Source organism: Streptomyces sp. NPDC093094 (genome assembly GCF_044754345.1).
Lineage (GTDB): Bacteria > Actinomycetota > Actinomycetes > Streptomycetales > Streptomycetaceae > Streptomyces.
The window spans coordinates 630,505-649,766 of the sequence record NZ_JBIVOX010000001.1; the positions used below are offsets into that span (position 1 = coordinate 630,505).

Annotated in this window: 17 protein-coding genes; 9 read left to right on the plus strand and 8 right to left on the minus strand. The window is 72.5% G+C overall.

Annotated features, from left to right (window positions below; genetic code table 11):
* The first annotated feature begins 217 nt into the window (after nt 1-217).
* The 4 genes from ACIQGV_RS02465 (at nt 218) to ACIQGV_RS02480 (ending at nt 4,824) form a co-directional block, all read left to right on the plus strand.
* Complete coding sequence (locus tag ACIQGV_RS02465; RefSeq protein ID WP_402489257.1) at nt 218-1,576, plus strand: hypothetical protein; 1,359 nt, start codon at nt 218-220, stop codon at nt 1,574-1,576.
* 4 nt (nt 1,577-1,580) lie between these two features.
* Entirely contained in the window at nt 1,581-2,339 is a 759-nt protein-coding gene (locus ACIQGV_RS02470) for a glycerophosphodiester phosphodiesterase family protein (protein ID WP_402489260.1), read from the plus strand.
* Nucleotides 2,340-2,408: 69 nt separating this feature from the next.
* Complete coding sequence (gene dnaK, locus ACIQGV_RS02475; protein WP_402489263.1) at nt 2,409-4,265, plus strand: molecular chaperone DnaK; 1,857 nt, start codon at nt 2,409-2,411, stop codon at nt 4,263-4,265.
* A 106-nt stretch (nt 4,266-4,371) separates the two neighbouring features.
* A complete protein-coding gene (locus tag ACIQGV_RS02480) occupies nt 4,372-4,824 on the plus strand; it encodes a DUF2690 domain-containing protein (protein ID WP_402489266.1) in 453 nt (150 codons plus the stop codon).
* Between the two features lie 28 nt (nt 4,825-4,852).
* On the opposite strand, the gene narI is transcribed toward ACIQGV_RS02480, so the two are convergent.
* The 6 genes from narI to ACIQGV_RS02510 all read right to left on the minus strand — a co-directional run bounded on the left by narI (nt 4,853) and on the right by ACIQGV_RS02510 (nt 13,162).
* Complete coding sequence (gene narI, locus ACIQGV_RS02485; protein WP_402489268.1) at nt 4,853-5,581, minus strand: respiratory nitrate reductase subunit gamma; 729 nt, start codon at nt 5,579-5,581, stop codon at nt 4,853-4,855.
* Complete coding sequence (narJ, locus tag ACIQGV_RS02490) at nt 5,578-6,072, minus strand: nitrate reductase molybdenum cofactor assembly chaperone (RefSeq protein ID WP_402489271.1); 495 nt, start codon at nt 6,070-6,072, stop codon at nt 5,578-5,580. The genes narI and narJ overlap by 4 nt, the downstream gene beginning before the upstream one ends.
* The gene (gene narH / locus ACIQGV_RS02495) at nt 6,072-7,667 is read right to left on the minus strand and encodes a nitrate reductase subunit beta (RefSeq protein ID WP_402489274.1); all 1,596 of its coding nucleotides are present in this window, start codon (nt 7,665-7,667) and stop codon (nt 6,072-6,074) included. Before narH ends, narJ begins: the two co-directional genes overlap by 1 nt.
* Nucleotides 7,667-11,335, minus strand: coding sequence for a nitrate reductase subunit alpha (locus ACIQGV_RS02500; protein WP_402489279.1), 3,669 nt, complete (start codon nt 11,333-11,335; stop codon nt 7,667-7,669). The genes narH and ACIQGV_RS02500 overlap by 1 nt, the downstream gene beginning before the upstream one ends.
* A gap of 114 nt (nt 11,336-11,449) precedes the next feature.
* A complete protein-coding gene (locus ACIQGV_RS02505) occupies nt 11,450-12,250 on the minus strand; it encodes an SAM-dependent methyltransferase (RefSeq protein WP_402489282.1) in 801 nt (266 codons plus the stop codon).
* A gap of 48 nt (nt 12,251-12,298) precedes the next feature.
* Nucleotides 12,299-13,162, minus strand: coding sequence for a helix-turn-helix domain-containing protein (locus ACIQGV_RS02510; protein ID WP_402489284.1), 864 nt, complete (start codon nt 13,160-13,162; stop codon nt 12,299-12,301).
* A gap of 219 nt (nt 13,163-13,381) precedes the next feature.
* Between ACIQGV_RS02510 and ACIQGV_RS02515 the strand changes: the two genes are divergently transcribed.
* On the plus strand, nt 13,382-13,807 hold the full coding sequence (locus ACIQGV_RS02515; protein WP_402489285.1) for a hypothetical protein: 426 nt from the start codon (nt 13,382-13,384) through the stop codon (nt 13,805-13,807).
* Here the strand turns inward: ACIQGV_RS02515 and ACIQGV_RS02520 are convergent.
* Complete coding sequence (locus tag ACIQGV_RS02520) at nt 13,789-14,607, minus strand: helix-turn-helix domain-containing protein (protein ID WP_402489287.1); 819 nt, start codon at nt 14,605-14,607, stop codon at nt 13,789-13,791. The two genes, ACIQGV_RS02515 and ACIQGV_RS02520, sit on opposite strands and share 19 nt — an antisense overlap.
* A 73-nt stretch (nt 14,608-14,680) precedes the next feature.
* Here ACIQGV_RS02520 and ACIQGV_RS02525 point away from each other — a divergent pair, with 73 nt between their 5' ends.
* Nucleotides 14,681-14,986 (plus strand): 4a-hydroxytetrahydrobiopterin dehydratase, encoded by a 306-nt coding sequence (locus tag ACIQGV_RS02525; RefSeq protein WP_402489289.1) that lies wholly within the window; start codon nt 14,681-14,683, stop codon nt 14,984-14,986.
* 57 nt (nt 14,987-15,043) lie between these two features.
* Nucleotides 15,044-15,787, plus strand: coding sequence for a class I SAM-dependent methyltransferase (locus tag ACIQGV_RS02530; protein ID WP_402489292.1), 744 nt, complete (start codon nt 15,044-15,046; stop codon nt 15,785-15,787).
* A 30-nt stretch (nt 15,788-15,817) separates the two neighbouring features.
* On the opposite strand, the gene ACIQGV_RS02535 is transcribed toward ACIQGV_RS02530, so the two are convergent.
* Nucleotides 15,818-16,294, minus strand: a complete 477-nt coding sequence (locus ACIQGV_RS02535) for a hypothetical protein (RefSeq protein ID WP_402489295.1) — start codon at nt 16,292-16,294, stop codon at nt 15,818-15,820.
* 39 nt (nt 16,295-16,333) lie between these two features.
* On the opposite strand from ACIQGV_RS02535, the gene ACIQGV_RS02540 reads away from it, so the two are divergent.
* Together ACIQGV_RS02540 and ACIQGV_RS02545 are read left to right on the plus strand one after the other, a co-directional pair.
* Entirely contained in the window at nt 16,334-17,302 is a 969-nt protein-coding gene (locus ACIQGV_RS02540; RefSeq protein ID WP_402489297.1) for a helix-turn-helix transcriptional regulator, read from the plus strand.
* A gap of 35 nt (nt 17,303-17,337) precedes the next feature.
* Nucleotides 17,338-19,230 (plus strand): rhamnogalacturonan lyase, encoded by a 1,893-nt coding sequence (locus ACIQGV_RS02545; RefSeq protein ID WP_402489299.1) that lies wholly within the window; start codon nt 17,338-17,340, stop codon nt 19,228-19,230.
* Nucleotides 19,231-19,262 lie beyond the last annotated feature (32 nt).

Here is a 19,262-nt window from a genome sequence, read left to right on the forward strand (position 1 = left end):
ACCCGCCCCCCCCCCCCCCCCCCCCCCCCCCCCCCCCCCCCCCGGGGGCGGCCGCCGCGGGGGGGGGGGCGGGGGGGCCGGCGGGGGCCCGCGGGGGGGCCGGGGCCCCCCCCCCCCGGGGGGGGCGCCCCCCACGGCGGTTCACGGGCCGGGCGCCGGGTATCGACGCCCTGGAACACGGGGGCGCGCGCCCTGTCACCGGCCGAGAGGGACAGCGATGGTCCAGGGAACGTCCGCCGCCACGACGGCACTCGACACCGCCACCCGCGCGGCCACCCGTGTGCGGCTGCTGTTCAGCCTGACCGGGCGGATCGACCCGGGGCACGGCGTCGGCCGGCTCGTCGACCGCTTCGGCTTCGGACGTTTCGGCTCGCACCTGCACTCCGGTGAGGCGCTGCTGCCCGTGCCGGTGCTCGCCGAGCGGGTCGCGCCGGACGAGCTGGTCCTGCCGGGCGGCGACCACGGGCTGCGGCTCGCCGGGGCCGGGCTGCTGGTCGTCACCACCCCGCGCGGGGACGCCACGCTCGTCATGGACTGCGACTTCGCCGGCGAGACCCCGTCCGCCGCGCTCGCCTCCTGGCTGGCGGCGACCTGCTTCGAACGCGAGGCGTTCACCCTGCGCGGCCGGCCCCTGCCGGACGTCGTCCGCGAGCGGCTGTCGCTGCCCGGCCCCCTCGCCTACGGGCAGAACGTCCATCAGCTCGTCTTCCCCGGCGGCCGGCTGCTCGCCGGCCTGCTCGCGGCGGCGTCGTCCGACGAGCCGGCGCTGGCGGCCCCGCTCAACGAGATGATCTACCGCGGCCGGCTGTCCGGCGCGGGCGGCCCGCCGAACCTGCGCAACCAGGGCGTCACCGTCGCCGCGCACGGCCGCGGTGTGTCCGTGCAGGCCGGCTGGGCCCCGCACGCGGAGAACGTCCTCACCCTGGTCGTGATGGGTCTGCTCTCCGCCCTCGCCGTGCTCCAGCGCACCCGCGTCAAGTCCTTCGGGATGATGCAGTCCAACCAGCGCGCCGCCCCGTCGCCCCGTGAGGCCCGCGAGCTGATCTCCGAACTGTCCGCGGGGGTCAACGAACTCCAGCTGGACCTCGCCTTCGGGGTGGAGGCGTACGTCGACAGCCTGCTCGTGCCGGAGATGCTCACGGAGAGCTTCCAGACCTCCCTGGGGGAGGAGTGGGGCATCCACGAGAGCCTGGAGAACTCGGCGCGCATGATCGAGCGCCTCACCTCGGTCATCGGCGCCCGCTCGGCCGCGCACGACGCCGCCGTCGCCGAGGGCAAGGAGCACCGCGACCGTGTCGTCTCCGTACTGGTGGCCGTCGCCACGCTGATCGCCCTGCCGCCGACGCTGCTGCTGGCGTTCTTCGGCGTCAACGGCACCGACGTCCACCAGGACCACTCCATCCTCGACCTCGGCACGTACCGGTGGGCGTATCTGCTGGCCTGGACGCCGTTCGTCCTCCTGGTCGGCGTCGGACTGCTCCTGCTGCGCCGCCCCGGACGTGCGCCGCACCTGCTCGCGCCGCCCGGGCCGGCCCCCGCGCCGGTGCCGGGGCCCCGGCACCCCGGCGTGCCGTGACGCGATGACGACGCCCCGCCCCGCCGTCTCCGCGCACCGCGGCGGCACCGAGTGCCGCGCCGCCGCGACCCGGGAGGCGTACGAGGACGCCCTGCGCTCGGGCGCGGAGTACGCCGAGTTCGACATCCGGCGCACCGCCGACGGGGTCCTCGTCGTGCACCACGACGCCCGCGCCGGCCGCACCGGCCCGCCGCTGTCCCGGATCACCCACGCCGAGCTGAGCGAGCGGGCCGGACACCCCGTGCCCGTCGTGGACGAGGTGATGGCACTGATCGCCGGGAGGCTGGTCGGGCATCTGGACCTGAAGGAGACCGGCTACGAGCACGAGGTGATCGACCGGGCGGTGGCCCTGCTCGGCCGGGACGGCTTCGTCGCCACCACCCTGGAGGACCGCTCCGTCGCGGCGGTGACCCGGAGTTTCCCCGGGGTGCGCACGGCGCTGTCCCTGGGCCGCGACCGCCGGGAGGTCGGCGTGGCGCGGCTTGCCCCGACCCGGCTGAGCGAGCTGTTCCCGCTGCGCCGGGTACGTGCCTGCGGCGCCCAGGGTGTGGCCGTGCACCGGTGGCTGGCACACGCCGGCGTACTGCGCGAGGCGGCGCGCAACCGGCTGTTCTGCATGGTGTGGACGGTCAACGACGACCCCGCCATACGGTCCTTCCTGGCCGACCCGAGGGTGGACGTGCTGATCACCGACCGGCCCCGGCGCGCGGTGGCGCTGCGGGAGGCCGTGGGCCGTACCACGCCGGGCCCGAGGGCCCATTGACAAGCACGCACTCAAGTTTTCTGCTGGAGGTGCAGGCGATCGGGCAGGCCCTGGCGGAAGGGGACGGCGATGGCACGTGCGGTCGGCATCGATCTGGGGACCACCAACTCGGTGGTGGCCCTGCTGGAGGGCGGTGAGTCCACCGTCGTCGCCAACGCGGAGGGCGCCCGCACCACGCCCTCGGTGGTGGCGTTCGCGAAGAACGGCGAGGTCCTGGTCGGCGAGGTGGCCAAGCGGCAGGCGGTGACCAACGTCGAGCGGACCGCGCGCTCGGTGAAGCGGCACATGGGCGACGGGCGGTGGCGCTTCCCGGAGCAGGGTTCCGTGGACGGCACCCGCTACCGGGCCCAGGAGCTGTCCGCGCGGGTCCTGCAGAAGCTGAAGCGGGACGCGGAGGCGTATCTCGGCGAGGACGTCACCGACGCGGTGATCACCGTCCCGGCCTACTTCGACGACACCCAGCGCCAGGCCACCAAGGAGGCCGGGGAGATCGCGGGCCTGAAGGTGCTGCGGATCATCAACGAGCCGACCGCGGCCGCCCTGGCGTACGGCCTGGACCGGGGCGAGGAGCAGACCGTGCTGGTCTTCGACCTGGGCGGCGGCACCTTCGACGTGTCCCTGCTGGAGATCGGCGACGGCGTCATCGAGGTCAGGGCGACCAACGGCGACACGCACCTGGGCGGCGACGACTGGGACCAGCGGATCGTGGAGCACCTGATCGGGCAGTTCCGGAGCCGGTACGGCATCGACCTCGGCAAGGACAAGATGGCCGTGCAGCGTCTCAGGGAGGCCGCCGAGCGCGCCAAGATCGAGCTGTCCAGCTCCTCGGAGACGACCATCGGTCTTCCCTATGTCACCGCCTCCGCCGAAGGACCCCTGCACCTGGAGGAGAAACTCACCCGCGCCCGCTTCCAGGAGCTCACCGCCGATCTGCTGGACCGCTGCAGAACGCCCTTCCACCAGGCGGTGAAGGACGCGAACATCAAGCTCTCCGCCATCGACCACGTCGTCCTGGTCGGCGGCTCCACCCGGATGCCGGCCGTGAGCGACCTGGTCCGCGAACTGACCGGCAAGGAGCCGCACAAGGGCGTCAACCCCGACGAGGTCGTGGCCCTGGGTGCCGCCCTCCAGGCCGGTGTCATCCGCGGCGACGTCAAGGACGTCCTGCTGCTCGACGTCACCCCGCTGTCCCTGGGCATCGAGACCAAGGGCGGCATCATGACCAGGCTGATCGAGCGCAACACCACGATCCCCACCCGGCGTTCGGAGATCTTCACCACCGCCGAGGACAACCAGTCCTCCGTCGGCATCCAGGTCTACCAGGGCGAACGCGAGGTCGCCGCGTACAACAAGAAGCTCGGCACCTTCGACCTGACCGGACTGCCGCCCGCGCCGCGGGGGGTGCCGCAGGTGGAGGTGGCGTTCGACATCGACGCCAACGGCATCATGCACGTCTCCGCCAAGGACCTGGCCACCGGCCGTGAGCAGCGGATGACCGTCACCGGCGGCTCGGCCCTGCCCAAGCAGGACATCGACCGCATGATGCGCGAGGCCGAGGAGTACGCGGAGGAGGACCACCGTCTGCGCGAGGCCGCCGAGGCCCGCAACCAGGCCGAGCAGCTCGTTTACCAGACCGAGCGGTTCCTGCGCGACAACCAGGACGCCGTGCCGGCCGACACCCGCGCCGAGGTCGAGTCGGCCGTGACCGGGCTGAAGGACCTGCTGGAACAGCATGCCGACACCGCGCCGCTGCGCGCGGGCACCGAGAAGCTCGCCTCGGTCAGCCAGCGGATGGGCCAGGCGATGTACGCCCGGGCCCGGCAGCCGGCCGGCGAACAGCGGACTCCGCCGCCGCAGGACGAGGAGGGCGTGGTCGACGCCGAGATCGTCGACGACGAGAAGGACCGCGGAGGAGGGGCCACCTGAGTCCGAATTGTCCGGTGTCTTGACGTGCTCACCACCAGCGGGATAGATCAACTGCCCTCAGCGCGCGCGGATTTCCCATTGGCTGCACGAAGGGCACAGCACAGGCATGAGACGGTTCCTGACGAAGACCGCGGCGGTCTCCGCCGCCGCGGTCACCGCCGCACTGATTCCGCTGGCGGGCACCTCCTACGCGGCCGGCAGCTGCTCCGGCGCGGGCTGCGACAACCTCGGTCCGGTGTCGTACGGCTGCGACCTCGACGCGGTCACCAAGAAGTCCGTCAGCGACGGCTTCACCACGGCCGAACTGCGCTGGTCCGCCAAGTGCCAGGCGGCCTGGGTCCGGGTGAAGAAGCCGGAGAGCGGCGGCTACTGGTGGGACCGCTACGGCCACATCGAGAAGCACAACGGCTACGCGGGCCCGCTCGTGCGCAGCCTGTCCGTCAGGGTCCCCGACCCGGGCAGCGACTGGTCCAACATGCTGGGCGGCAGCGGCTACTACTACCGCGTGTGCATCAGCGACAGCGGCACCGGCGGCCTCACGTGCAGCGGCTACTGGTGACCGGCCCGCGGGTGAGCGGCCCCCCGCGCTAGCGGGGCGGGCCCGTCCGCTCCCAGCCGCGCCGTTCCGGCCGCGGCCCCAGCTGTCTGGGGTCGCGGCTGCGGTAGACGATGTACGGGCGCGTCAGATACTGCACGGGCGCGCTGAACATGTGCACCAGCCGGGTGTACGGCACCAGCGCGATCAGCAGCATGCCGATCACCGCGTGGATCTCGTACAGCACCGGCACACCCTCCATCAGGGCCGTGTCCGGGGCGAGCGTGAACAGGCTGCGGGCCCACGGGCCGATCGACTCCCGGTAGTCGTAGCCGTCGCCGGAGGAGTGGGCGAGCTTGGCGGCCATGCCCAGCACGATCGCGCCCAGCAGGAACACGTACATGACCTTGTCGTTGACGGTCGTCGCCCGGAACACCGGCGCGTTGGTGCGCCGCCGGTAGATCAGCAGGACGATCCCGGCGACCGTGAGCGCACCGGCCGCCGTGCCGCCGTACAGCGAGAACAGATGGTAGGTGTGCTCGCTGATCCCGAGACGCCCGGTCCACGACATCGGGACGAACAGCCCCACCAGATGGCCCGCCAGCACGAACAGGATGCCGTAGTGGAAGACGGGCGAGGCGATGTTCAGCAGTCTGGACTCGTAGATCTGCGAGGAGCGGGTGGTCCAGCCGAACTTGTCGTAGCGGTGGCGCCAGACCAGACCGGCCACCAGCGAAACGAACGCGAGATACGGCAGGACACCCCAGAGGAAGACCTTCATCGGCGGGCTCCGGCGGGTGCGGACGGCAGCGTCGCGCACACCGCGTCCAGGACGCAGGCGTACGGCGTGCCGAAGCCGGTGAGCCGGGAGCGGAGCTGCTCCAGGCCGTCACGGTGCTCGGTGAGCAGGCCGGTCTCGCCGGTCCGCGCGGCGAACTCCAGCACCGCGGGCAGGAAGTCGGGCAGTTCCTCGCCGGAGAACTCCAGACCGTGCGCGCGATAGAAGTCCTTGAAGCGCACCAGCGACATCCCGCGCCGCCGGGTGTCCCCGTCGGTCCACCAGGTCAGATACAGGCTGTGACGGTTCTTCAGGTCGAAGACCCGCACATAGTGCTCGGCCAGCTCGCGCGCCGGGGTGACGGCGGCGTGGTCGGTGAACTCCCGCAGCTGCGGCGCGGCTTCGCGCAGCAGCGGCAGCCGGGCGCGGAAGTCGTCGTCGGGGTAGGTCAGGCAGAGCGCGGCGGCCTGGTACAGCACGGCGTCCGAGGGCATCAGGTCTCCTTCACGTCGTCGGAGGTCTGCCGCCTGCGCAGACGGTGGAAGTTCTCCACCGACACCAGCGGCAGCCGCCGGCGGCCGGAGTCCTGGCCGAAGGGCCCGTCGCCGCCCATGCCGGGACCTCCCGTGTAGTCGAGGCTGCACCCGTCGGGCAGCACGGACTCCTCCAGCCGGCGGGCGTCGCCCACGGCCGCCGTCGGGATGACGTACCGCTCCTCGTACTTGGCGATCGCCAGCAGCCGGTACATCCGCTCGATGTCGTCCGGCTCCATGCCGACGGCGGCCGCGGCGGACGGGTCCGGCGCGTCACCGAGATTGACGGCCCGCATGTGGGAGCGCATCGCGGCGAGCTTCTCCAGCGACGCCCGCACGGGCGCCACGTCACCGGCCGTGAACATCTCCGCCAGGTACTCCAGCGGGATCCGCAGCGTGTCGATCGCGCCGAACAGGTTCTGCGCGTCCTCGCCGTCGTGCCCGGTCTCGGCCAGCACGTCCACCACGGGCGACAGCGGAGGGATGTACCAGACCATCGGCATCGTGCGGTACTCCGGGTGCAGCGGCAGCGCCACCCGGTACCGGCTGATCAGCGCGTGCACGGGGGAGCGCCGGGCCGCCTCGGTCCACTCGTGCGGGATCCCCGCCCGCTCGGCCGCGCGCCGCACCTCGGCGTCCTCCGGATCCAGGAAGACGCCCAGCTGCGCCTCGTACAGATCCTTCTCGTCGGCGGTCGCGGCGGCCGCGGTCACCTTGTCCGCGTCGTAGAGGACGACCCCCAGATAGCGCAGCCGGCCCACGCACGTCTCGGAGCACACCGTCGGCAGACCCACCTCGATCCGCGGATAGCACAGGGTGCACTTCTCGGCCTTGCCGGTGGAGTGGTTGAAGTAGACCTTCTTGTACGGGCATCCGGTCACGCACATCCGCCAGCCCCGGCAGCGGTCCTGGTCGACCAGCACGATCCCGTCCTCGGTCCGCTTGTACATCGCGCCGGACGGACAGGAGGCCACACAGGACGGGTTGAGGCAGTGCTCGCAGATCCGCGGCAGATAGAACATGAACGCCTGCTCGTACTCGAACCGCACCTTGTCCGCGGCCTGCCGCCGGGTGCGCTCCACCATCGGGTCGAGATCGCCGTAGGCGGGCGCTCCGGCCAGGTTGTCGTCCCAGTTGGAGGACCAGCCGATCTTCATCGGCTTGCCGTCGAGCTGGGACACCGGACGGGCGACGGGGTAGTCGTCCCCGAGAGGGGCGTCGGTGAGATTGCGGTACTCGTACGTCCAGGGCTCGTAGTAGTCCTTGATCTCCGGCAGCCTCGGGTTGGAGAAGATGCCGGCGAGCTTTTTGAACCGGCCGCCCGCCCTCAGCCGCAGCGCGCCGCGCCGGTTCAGCTCCCAGCCGCCGCGCCAGGTCTCCTGGTCCTCGTAGCGGCGCGGATAGCCCTGTCCGGGCCGGGTCTCGACGTTGTTGAACCAGACGTACTCCATGCCCCGGCGGTTGGTCCACGCCTGCTTGCAGGTGACCGAGCAGGTGTGGCAGCCGATGCACTTGTCGAGGTTCATGACCATCGCGATCTGGGCCATCACTCTCATCAGTACTCGACCTCCTGACTGCGGCGGCGGATCACCGTCACCTCGTCGCGCTGGTTGCCGGTCGGTCCCAGATAGTTGAACGCCCAGCTCAACTGGGCGTAGCCGCCGATGAGATGGGACGGCTTGAGGATCAGCCGGGTCAGGGAGTTGTGGATGCCGCCGCGCATCCCGGTCGTCTCCGTCCTCGGCACGTTCACCGTGCGCTCCTGGGCATGGTGCATGTACACCGTGCCGGGCGGCATACGGTGCGAGACGATCGCCCGGGCCACGACCACGCCGTTGCGGTTGACCGCCTCGATCCAGTCGTCGTCCGCGACCCCGATCGCGTCGGCGTCCTGCGGCGACATCCAGATCGACTGGCCGCCGCGGGACAGCGCCAGCATGAACAGGTTGTCCTGGTACTCGGAGTGGATGGACCACTTGTTGTGCGGGGTGAGGTAACGGACCGTCACCTCCCGCTGTCCGTCCGCCCCGAGGCGCGGCTCGCCGAACAGCCGGTTCATGTCCAGCGGCGGCCGGTACACCGGCAGCGCCTCGCCCAGCTCGTGCATCCAGTCGTGGTCGAGGAAGAAGTGCTGGCGGCCGGTGAGCGTGTGCCAGGGCTTGAGGTGCTCGGTGTTGAGCGTGAACGCGGTGTAGCGGCGCCCGCCCGCCTCGCTGCCGGACCACTCCGGAGAGGTGATCACCGGCACCGGAGCCGCCTGGGTGTCGGCGTAGGTGATCCGCCTGCCCTCGTGCTCGGCCGCCAGATGGGCCATCTCCTGCCCGGTCCGTGCCTCCAGCGTGCGGAAGCCCTGCGTGGCGAGCCGGCCGTTGGTCGTGCCGGACAGCGCGAGGATCGTGTTCGCCGCCTTCACGGCCGTGTCGATCGAGGGGCGGCCCTCGTACCCGGTCCCGTTCTGCTGCCGCAGACGCGCGACCTCCTCGTCCGGGTGCAGCACGATGCCCTTGGCGGGCAGTCCCAGCTTCTCCGCCAGCGGCCCCAGCGCGCCGAACTTCTTCCCGATCGCGGTGTAGTCCCGCTCGACCACCGTCAGGTTCGGCATCGTGCTGCCCGGCACGGGATCGCACTCGCCGCGCCTCCAGTCCCGTACGACCCCGCCCGGCTGGGCCGTCTCGCCCGGGGTGTCGTGCTGGAGCGGCGAGGCCACCAGGTCCTTGCGCACCCCCAGACGGCCGACGGCCAGCTCGCTGAGCTTCTCCGCCAGCGCCTTGAACGTCTCGAAGTCGGTGCGCGCCTGCCAGGGCGGGTCCACCGCCGGGGTGAACGAGTGCACATAGGGGTGCATGTCGGTGCTGGACAGGTCGTGCTTCTCGTACCAGGTCGCGGCCGGCAGCACCACGTCCGACAGCAGCGTGGACGACGTCTGCCGGAAGTCCAGCGACAGCAGCAGATCGAGCTTGCCCTCGGGCGCCTCGGCCCGCCAGGTCACGTCCCGGGGGCGCACCTCCGGCGGGGCCTCCTCGGCCCGCAGCGAGGAATGGGTGCCCAGCAGATGCCGGGTGAAGTACTCGGCGCCCTTCGCCGACGAGCCGAGCAGATTGGCCCGCCACAGCGTCAGCACCCGCGGCCAGTTCTCCGGCGCGTCCGGGTCCTCGCACGCGAACTTCAGTGTCCCGGCCCGCAGTTCGGCGACCGCCCGCGCCACCGGGTCCCCGAACGCCTCGCCCAGCTCCAGCGGGTTGCGGTCGAAGGTCGGGTACGACGGCATCCAGCCGGTGCGCGCCGACAGGGCGAGACAGTCCGCGCCCGTCATCCCCGTGAACCGGCCCTCGCCCAGCGGCGAGGCCAGCACATCTGCGGTGAACCGGTCGTAGCGCCACTGGTCGGTGTTGAGGAACCAGTACGCGGTGCCGATCATCTGCCGCGGCGGCCGCGACCAGTCCGAGGCGGCGGCGAGCGTGGCCCAGCCGGTCGCCGGGCGGCACTTCTCCTGGCCCACGTAGTGCGCCCAGCCGCCGCCGTTGCGGCCCTGGCAGCCGGTGAGCTGGAGCAGCGCCAGGAAGGCGCGGTAGATCGTCTCCGAATGGAACCAGTGGTTGGTCCCGGCGCCCATCAGGATCATGCAGCGTCCCCCGGACCGTTCGGCGGTCCGTGCGAACTCGCGCGCGATCCTCACGCACTTCGCGGCCGGCACCGAGGTGTGCGCCTCCTGCCAGGCCGGGGTGCCGGGCGAGTCCGCGTCCTCGTAGGAGACCGGCCAGGTGCCGGGCAGCCCCGGGCGGCGGACCCCGTACTGGGCCAGCAGCAGGTCGAACACCGTCGTCACCAGCTGCCCCCCGGGCAGCCGCACCGCGGGCACCCCGCGCCGCACGACCTCGCCGCGCCCCTGCCCGTGCTCACCGCCCTCGGTGTCGAAGCGCGGCAGCAGCACCTCCGTCCCGGGGCTGCCGAACAGCGTCAGCCGCGGCTCGATGCCGCCGAGTTCCAGGTTCCAGCGGCCCTTGCCCGACTCCGTCCAGCGAAAGCCGAGCGAACCGTTCGGCACCTCGGGCCGGCCGCTCGCCCCGTCCAGCACGACCGTCTTCCACTCCGCGCCCTCCCCGTCCTGCCCCACCTCGTGGGCGCGCAGGAACTTGTGCGGCACATGGGCCCCGTCCCGCTCGGCGAGGGTGACCAGGAAGGGCAGGTCGGTGAACCTCCGTACGTAGTCCGTGAAGAACGGTGTCTCCCGGTCGACGAAGAACTCCTTGAGGACCACATGGCCCATCGCCAGCGCCAGTGCCCCGTCCGTGCCGGGATGGGGGTGCAGCCACTCGTCGGCGAACTTGGCGTTGTCGGCGTAGTCGGGCGCGACCACGACCACCTTCTGGCCCCGGTACCTGGCCTCGGCCATCCAGTGCGCGTCGGGGGTCCTCGTCACGGGGACGTTGGAGCCCCACATCATCAGATACGCCGCGTCCCACCAGTCGCCCGACTCGGGCACGTCCGTCTGGTCGCCGAACACCTGCGGCGAGGCGACCGGGAGATCGGCGTACCAGTCGTAGAACGACAGCATCGGGGCGCCGATCAGGGAGTGGAAGCGGGCGCCCGCCGCGTGCGACACCATCGACATCGCCGGGATGGGCGAGAAGCCCGCGATACGGTCCGGTCCGTAGGTGCCGATGGTGTGGACGTGCGCGGCGGCGACGAGCTCCACGGCCTCGTCCCAGTCCGCCCGCACCAGACCGCCCTTGCCGCGGGCCCGCTGGTAGCGGCGGCGGCGCTCGGGGTCGCCCTGGATGTCCGCCCAGGCCAGCACCGGATCCTTCAGACGGGCCTTCGCCTCGCGGTACATCTCCAGCAGCACGCCCCGGACATAGGGGTGGCGCACCCGTGTGGGGGAGTAGGTGTACCAGGAGAAGGCCGCGCCGCGGGGGCAGCCCCGCGGCTCGTACTCGGGGCGGTCCGGGCCCACCGACGGATAGTCCGTCTGCTGGGTCTCCCAGGTGATGATGCCGTCCTTGACGTACACCTTCCACCGGCACGAACCCGTGCAGTTCACCCCGTGCGTGGAGTCGACGACCTTGTCGTGGCTCCAGCGGTCCCGGTAGAAGGCGTCCGCCTCCCGGCCGCCGACCACACCGATGCTGTGCAGGTCGGGCGCGGGGGCACCGGGCCGGAAGAACCGCCCGGCCCGCAGCAGCGCCGCGCCGGGTTCGCTCGGCGGGGTCCGCGTATCGGTCACGTGCGCTCCCTCGGTCGCCAGGTGCTTCGAACCTAGAGGCGACCACGGCACCCCACCCGCCCACGGCACCCGTCCGGGTCACGCCCCGCCCCCGGGCCCGGCACCGGCCGTGGGTCAGGGCTTGCGGGCCACTCCCGCGTAGACCGGGACGATGCCCTCCGCCTGGGCGGCCACGTCCTCGGGGTCCGGGCGCCAGCCGTGCACCGGGATCAGACCCGGGCCGAGCAGGTCCAGGCCGTCGAAGAAGCGGGCGAACCCGGTGAGGGTGCGGGGGAAGAAGGGAGTGCCGCTGCGCCGGAAGCTCTCCGCCGCCTGCTCGACGGCCCGCGGGTTCAGATCGGGTGTGACCTGCGACAGGACGAGGTGGCTGCCGGGCGCGAGCGCGTCGACGTACCGGCCGACCAGCTCGTACACGTCGTCGTCCAGGTAGTGGGTCAGTGCGACCAGCGACAGCGCGACGGGCTCGGCGAGATCCAGGGAGTCCTCGGCACGGGCCAGCAGGGCCCCGATGTCCCGGACGTCGGCGTGCACGTACGTGGTGCTGCCCTCGGGGGTGCCGCCGAGCAGCGCCTCGGCGTGGCGCAGCACGATCGGGTCGTTGTCCGCGTACACCACCCTGGCCTCCGGCGCGATCCGCTGCGCCACCTGGTGGAGGTTCGGCTCGGTGGGGATGCCGGTGCCGATGTCGAGGAACTGGCGGACACCGGCCTCGGCGACCGTGCGGACCGCCCGCTGCATGAAGCGGCGGTTGGCGCGGGCGCCGCGCACGACGGTGCCGTCCACGGCGAGGATGCGGCGGGCCAGTTCCTCGTCCACCGGGTAGTTGTCCTTGCCGCCCAGCCACCAGTCGTAGACACGGGCCGGGTGGGGCCTGCTGGTGTCGATGCGGGGGACGTCGGCGTCGGGTCCGGTCATGGGGGGTGCACTCCTGATGAGGGGGGTCGGTCCTGCTGCTGCGGACGGCTAGTAGCGCTCGCGGTACTCCTGGAGGATCTTCTTGGTGTGCCGGGCCGACGCCGCGTGCGCCGTGACATGGTCCAGCACCTCCAGGTGCGCGGAGACCTCCCGGCGCGAGTCGAGATACAGGGCGCCGGTCAGATACTCGGTGAACACCATGTCAGGCAGCTCCGGTTCGGCGAAGCGGAACAGCGAGAACGGCGCGTAGGTGCCCGGGTGCGGTCCGCTCGCGAACTCGGCGACCTGGAGCGTGACCCGGTCCAGCTCGGCGACCTCCAGCAACCGGTCCAGCTGGTCCCGCATCACCTCGGCACGGCTGCACACCGGCCGGCGCAGCACCGTCTCGTCCATGATCACCCACAGATGCGGCGGGTCCGTCCGCTCCAGCAGCCGCTGGCGCTCCATCCGCAGTGACACGTGCCGCTCGACGGTCTCCGACCCGGTCTGCCCGATCGTGCCCGCGTCCAGGACGGCACGCGCGTAGTCCTCGGTCTGCAGCAGCCCGGGCACGAAGTGCGGCTCGTAGGAGCGGATCAGCCGGGCGGCGCCCTCCAGACTGACGTACAGGCTGAACCAGTCCGGCAGCACGTCGTGGTAACGCTGCCACCAGCCGGGCCGGTTGGCCTCCTCGGCGAGGCCGAGGAACGCCCGGGCCTCCTCCTGCGCCACCCCGTACGTCTCCAGCAGCACCTGCACGTACGGGATCTTCAGCGAGACCTCGGCCATCTCCATGCGGCGCACGGTCGCCGGGGCCACGTGCAGGACCCGCGCGGCCTCCTCGCGCTTCAGCCCGGCCGCCTCCCGCAGCTCCTGGAGCCGTTTGCCGAGCACCACCTGCCCGACGGTGGGCGCGGGCCGCCGCTCACTCACGCCACGCCTCCCCTACGCGCCGAAAGTCTGGGGGCAGTCTGCCATGACGTCACGCGGGGCTCACCGGGCCGGACATGAGGCGCTCACCACGTCCGCGCCCCGGCCCCCGCCGCCCCGTCCGGCACCCGGGCATTACCCGGCGGGTAATCGACCCGTCCCGCCCCGCCGGGCCATGGTGGGGCCACCGACCGCATCCCGGACCACCAGGAGGCCGATCCCATGTCCGTGACCACGCTCGCCGCTCTCGCCCGCACGTCCGAGCCGGGCGCCGTCCTGCGCCGCTTCCTCGCCCTGGACGCGGTCGTGACCGGCGTCAACGGCCTCGCCTACCTCGCCGCCCCGGGACCGCTGGGCCGCCTCCTCGGCGTCGACGCGGACCTGCTGCTCGGACTGGGCGCGTTCCTCACGGCGTACGCGATCGGGGTGGGGGTCCTCGCCTCCCGCGCCCGCCCGGCCGCGCTGCCGGTCCGTGCCGTCGTCGAGGCCAACCTCGCCTGGGCCGCACTGAGTCTCGCCGCGCTCGGGCTGTGGCTGGACCCCACCACCGCCGGCGCGGTGTGGACCGTCCTCCAGGCCGTCACCGTCGCCGGGTTCGCCCTGCTCCAGCACATGTCCCTGAGGAACCGTCAGGACATCAGCGAGTGAAGGTACTTGACCGTCGCCGGATCGGCCGGGAGCAGCGTCTCGACGGCCAGCTCGGCGACGGTCACGTCCATCGGGGTGTTGAAGGTGGAGATCGACGAGATGAACGACAGCACCCTCCCTTCGTGCTCCACCTGGAGCGGCAGCGCGAAGTACGGCACCGGCTCCCCGGGCTCCGCGCCCGGCGCCGGCTCGGGCACCGGGTACGCGGCGACCTCGTCGTACAGCTCCCGCAGCGGCCGCGACCGGCGCAGCGCGATCTGCCGCTCCATCTGCGCCAGCAGATGCCCGCGCCACTCCCGCAGATTCCGGATGCGCGGCGCCAGCCCCCTCGGATGCAGCGTCAGCCGCATCGCGTTCAGCGGCGGCGCGAGCAGCTCCTCGGGCATCCCGTCCAGCAGCATCAGGATGCCCCGGTTGGCGGCCACCACGTCGTACCGCGCGTCCACCACCAGCGCCGGATAGGGCTCGTAGCCCTGGATCAGCCGCTCCATGCCCTCCCGCAGCGACCGCAGCGCCGGGTCGTCCAGCGGGGTCTCCGGGTAGTGCGGGGCGTAACCGGCCGCCAGCAGCAGGGCGTTGCGCTCGCGCACCGGCACGTCGAGATGCTCGGCGAGCCGCAGCAGCAGCTCCTCGCTGGGGCGCGAGCGGCCCGTCTCGACGAAGCTGATGTGCCGGGCGGAGGAACCGGCGCGCAGCGCGAGCTCCAGCTGGCTGACCCGGCGCTGCTCCCGCCAGGCCCGCAGCAGCGTGCCGACGCCCTCGCAGGGAGCGGTGGTGGTCACGGACAGGGGTGTCGTCATGTGGACGACCGTAGTCGAGCGAGGCAGGCTGGACAGGTACGTGATCCCGGTCCCCCAGGAAGGGAGCCCTGCCGTGGCCGTCGAACCCCTGTCGCAGAAGGAGATCGAGGACCGGCTGGCCGAGCTGCCCGGCTGGGCGGTCGAGGAGGGCCGTCTCACCCGTACCTTCCGGCTCGCCACCCACGGCGCCGCCGCCGCGCTGGTCGTGCACGTCGCCCAGGTGCAGGAGGAGCTCGACCACCACTCCGACCTGACCCTCGGCTACAACACCGTGCGCCTCGCGGTGAACACCCACAGTGCCGGGGGCGGCCTCACCGAGCTGGACTTCAGCCTGGCGCGAAAGGTGGCGGACCTGGCGCCCGCACATGGGGCAAGCTGACCTCGTTGATCGATCAACAGGGCCCGGCGGACCCCGGGCCGGGGGCGGGGGACACGCATGCTCGACTACGAGAAGGAAGCCGACGCCTACGACATCTCCCGCGGCGGTGAGCCCCGCGCGGCCGCCGCCGCCGAGGCGGTGCTCGGCCTGCTGCCGCCGGACGGCGCCGAACTGCTCGACGTGGCCTGCGGCACCGGCATAGTGACCCGGCGCCTCGCCGCCGCCCGGCCCGGCACCCGGGTGACCGGCGTCGACCTGGCCGTCGCCATGGCCCGGATGGCCTCGGCGCGGCTTCCCGGCCGGGTCCTCGTCGGCGACAGCCGCCGGCTGCCCTTCCCGGACGCCTCCTTCGACGCGGTCGTCAGCGTGTGGCTGCTGCATCTGCTCGACGACGCCGACGTGCGGGGCGTCGTCGCCGAGTGCGCCCGCGTGCTGCGGCCCGGCGGGGTCTACGTCACCACGGTCGACAAGGCCGCCGCGCACAACGTGGGCAGCGACATCGACGCCGTGCTCGCCTCCCGTCCGCGCAGTCCCGTCCACGACGCCGCGGACACCGTCGCCGCCCTCGCGGCCGGGCACGGACTGGACCCCGCCGGACAGGCCCGCTTTCCCGGCCGCGGACAGGGGCGCAGCCCCCGCCGCACCATCGCCGACCTGCGCCGCGGCTGGTTCGTCACCCTGCCGCCGGGCGAGCCGCGCACCGAGGAGTTCGCCGCCCGTCTGGCCGTCCTCCCCGACCAGGACCGCCCCCGTCCGGATCCGGAGTTCAGCCTGCGGGCCTTCCGCCGGCCCGGTCCCTGAGCCCGGCGGAAGGCCGTCGTCGGGCAGGGCTCAGAAGGGGCCGGTGGTGCCCTCGGGCATGCTGTCGGCCAGATACCCGGCCAGGTCGGGGGCGTCGGGCCGGAGCAGGTGCCGTACCCAGGCGTCCCGCTCGTGCTGGATCGGCGGCAGTTCCCACACGCAGCCGATCCAGGGCCGCTCCAGCGCGACGAAGTGCGTCGGATCGCGGTCGGGGCAGCCGAGCACCGGCTGCCCGGCGGCGGCGCCGCGGAAGTGCAGCACGTTGTCCCACACCCAGCTGTACACGTTCAGATAGGCGCCGTCGTCGCCGCCCCGGTGCAGCACGACGAAGGTCGCGGGCGGGGTGCCGTCGGGGTCCGGCAGCAGCTGGGGCAGGATCGCGTACGCCGCCTCGCTCACCTCGGGCGCGATGCCCGCGGGGTCGGCGGTGACGTGGTAGCGCTTGACGTGCCGCCCGGCGACCTCGACCGGAGGCGGCACGGTGAGCAGTTTCTCCTCGAAAGCCATGACAGGACGCTAGAGGCCGATCACTGACACCATATGTCAGTGAAGTCCAGCCGGCTCGTCTCGATCCTCCTGCTGCTCCAGACCCGCGGCCGGATGACCGCCGCCCAGCTCGCGGCGGAGCTGGAGGTGTCGGTGCGCACGGTCTACCGGGACGTCGAGGCGCTCACCGCCGCGGGGGTGCCGCTGTACGCGGACGCGGGCCACGCCGGCGGATACCGCCTCCTCGACGGTTACCGCACCCGCCTCACCGGTCTGACCTCCGGCGAGGCCCAGGCGCTGTTCCTGTCCGGCCTGCCGGGGCCGGCGGCCCAGCTCGGCATCGGCCCGGTGCTGGCCGCCGCCCAGCTCAAGGTGCGGGCCGCCCTGCCGCCGGAGCTGCGGACGCACGCCGACCGCATCAGCGGCCGCTTCCATCTGGACGCCCCCGGCTGGTACGCGGACGCCGGTGAGGCGCCGTTCCTGCCGGAGGTCGCCGACGCCGTCTGGAACGGACGGGTGCTGCGGGTGACGTACCGCCGCTGGCGCGAGCCCACCGATGTGCGGCGCCGGCTGGAGCCGTACGGGCTGGTCCTCAAGGCGGGCCGCTGGTACGTCGTCGCGGGGCCGCGGCCGCGCACCTTCCGGGTCGACCAGATCCTCGAACTCGACCTGTCGGACGAGAAGTTCGACCGCCCCGCGGACTTCGATCTGGCCGCGTACTGGACGGCGTACCAGCGCGACTTCCTGTCCCGGCTGCACCGCGCGGAAGCGGTCGTCCGGTTCGCGCCCGGGGTGGTGCCGGCGGGGCCTGCGGGGGAGGCCGTACGGGCCAACGGCCGCACGGACGAGGCCGGCTGGACGGTGGCGACCGTTCCCGTCGAGTCCGTGGACCACGCCGTCGGCGAGTTCCTGCGGCTCGGTACCGGCGCCGAGGTGCTGGAGCCGCCCGAGCTGCGGGAGCGGATCGCGGCGACGGCCGCCGAACTGGCCCGCCGGTACGGCAACTTCCCGGGGCGTGGCGGCGACTGAGGGGAAACATCCGTCTTCCTCGGGAGGTACGTCCCGTGAGGCACCCGCACCCCCGCACCCGCCCGCAGGGGCACCGCGGACACCGCTCGGCCGTCCTGGCCGCGGTGGCCGCCACGACCGTCCTGGCCGGCGCCGGACTGACCGCGCTCACCCCGAAGACCGCCGAGGCGGCCACCGCACGTCAGGTGGAGGCCCTCGACCGCGGCGTGGTCAGCGTCCACACCGACGCCGGCAACCTGGTCGGCTGGCGCTGGCTGGGCACCGACCCGGACAACGTGTCCTTCAACGTCTACCGGGCCGGCACGAAGGTCAACACGAGCCCGGTCACCGGCTCGACGAACTTCTTCCACCCCGGCGCCCCGGCGCAGGCCGACTACACGGTCCGCGCGATCGTGAACGGCGTCGAGCAGGGCGACTCCGTGCACGCCGTGCAACTGCGCACCGGGTACAAGGACGTGCCGATCAGTCCGCCTCCCGGCGGCACCACCCCCGACGGCGTCGCCTACACCTACGAGGCCAACGACGCCTCCGTCGGGGACCTCGACGGCGACGGCCGGCTCGACTTCGTCCTGAAGTGGCAGCCCACCAACGCCAAGGACAACTCCCAGTCCGGCTACACCGGCAACACGGTCGTCGACGGCGTCACCCTGGACGGCACCCGTCTGTGGCGCGTCGACCTGGGCCGCAACATCCGCTCCGGCGCGCACTACACGCAGTTCCAGGTGTACGACTACGACGGCGACGGCCGGGCCGAGATCGCGATGAAGACCTCCGACGGCACGGTCGACGGCACCGGCACGGTGATCGGCAGCGCCTCCGCGGACCACCGCAACTCCAGCGGCTACGTGCTGTCCGGGCCCGAGTACCTGACCATGTTCGACGGCCGCACGGGCCGGGCGATGCAGTCCGTCGGCTACGTCCCCGCCCGCGGCACGGTCTCCTCCTGGGGGGACTCCTACGGCAACCGCGTCGACCGCTTCCTCGCCGGCACGGCCTATCTGGACGGCGCCCGCCCCTCCTTGATCATGGCCCGCGGCTACTACACCCGTACGGTGATCGCCGCCTGGGACTGGCGGGGCGGGACCTTCACCCGCCGCTGGACCTTCGACACCGGTTCCTCCACCAACTCCGGCAAGGGCTACGACGGTCAGGGCTCGCACAGCCTGTCCGTCGGCGACGTCGACGGTGACGGCCGGGACGAGATCGTGTACGGCGCCATGGCCGTCGACGACAACGGCAACGGCCTGTGGACCACTCGCACCGGCCACGGCGACGCCCAGCACCTCGGCGACCTCGACCCCTCCCGGGCGGGCCTGGAGTACTTCAAGGTGTCGGAGTCCGCCTCGCAGCCCGCCGCGCTGTACGTCGACCCCGCCGACGGCACGGTGCGCTGGAAGCTCGCCGCCTGCTGCGACAACGGCCGGGGCGTGGCCGGCGACATCTGGGCCGGGAACGACGGCGCCGAGGTCTGGTCGGCCTCCGACACCTCGATCCGCGACGAGGCGGGCGCCGTCAAGGGCCGTGAACCCTCGTCGGTGAACTTCCTGGCCTGGTGGGACGGCGACACCGTCCGCGAACTCCTCGACGCCACCCGCATCGACAAGTACGGCGCCTCGGCCGACACCCGTCTGCTGACCGCCTCGGGCGTCCACTCCAACAACGGCACCAAGGCCACCCCGTCGCTCTCCGGCGACATCCTCGGCGACTGGCGCGAGGAGGTCGTCTGGCCGACGGCCGACAACACGGCCCTGCGGGTCTACTCGACCCCCCACGAGACCACCACGAGGATCACGACCCTGCTCCACGACACGATGTACCGCACGGGTCTGGCCTGGCAGAACACCGCCTACAACCAGCCCCCGCACCCGAGCTTCTTCCTCGGCGGCGGCATGCCCACCGCGCCCCGCCCGGCGGTCCGGACGCCCTGACCGCAGGCAGCACGAAGGGCGCGCACCGTGCG

Excerpts from the sequence above, each read along its gene's own strand:
- ACIQGV_RS02515 (WP_402489285.1), top strand. The coding sequence starts at position 13,382 with ATGTCCGTGACCACGCTCGCCGCTCTCGCCCGCACGTCCGAGCCGGGC.
- narI (WP_402489268.1), bottom strand. The coding sequence starts at position 5,581 with ATGAAGGTCTTCCTCTGGGGTGTCCTGCCGTATCTCGCGTTCGTTTCG.
- ACIQGV_RS02465 (WP_402489257.1), top strand. The coding sequence starts at position 218 with ATGGTCCAGGGAACGTCCGCCGCCACGACGGCACTCGACACCGCCACC.
- dnaK (WP_402489263.1), top strand. The coding sequence starts at position 2,409 with ATGGCACGTGCGGTCGGCATCGATCTGGGGACCACCAACTCGGTGGTG.
- ACIQGV_RS02480 (WP_402489266.1), top strand. The coding sequence starts at position 4,372 with ATGAGACGGTTCCTGACGAAGACCGCGGCGGTCTCCGCCGCCGCGGTC.
- ACIQGV_RS02530 (WP_402489292.1), top strand. The coding sequence starts at position 15,044 with ATGCTCGACTACGAGAAGGAAGCCGACGCCTACGACATCTCCCGCGGC.
- ACIQGV_RS02535 (WP_402489295.1), bottom strand. The coding sequence starts at position 16,294 with ATGGCTTTCGAGGAGAAACTGCTCACCGTGCCGCCTCCGGTCGAGGTC.
- narH (WP_402489274.1), bottom strand. The coding sequence starts at position 7,667 with ATGAGAGTGATGGCCCAGATCGCGATGGTCATGAACCTCGACAAGTGC.
- ACIQGV_RS02520 (WP_402489287.1), bottom strand. The coding sequence starts at position 14,607 with ATGACGACACCCCTGTCCGTGACCACCACCGCTCCCTGCGAGGGCGTC.
- ACIQGV_RS02470 (WP_402489260.1), top strand. The coding sequence starts at position 1,581 with ATGACGACGCCCCGCCCCGCCGTCTCCGCGCACCGCGGCGGCACCGAG.
- narJ (WP_402489271.1), bottom strand. The coding sequence starts at position 6,072 with ATGCCCTCGGACGCCGTGCTGTACCAGGCCGCCGCGCTCTGCCTGACC.
- ACIQGV_RS02505 (WP_402489282.1), bottom strand. The coding sequence starts at position 12,250 with ATGACCGGACCCGACGCCGACGTCCCCCGCATCGACACCAGCAGGCCC.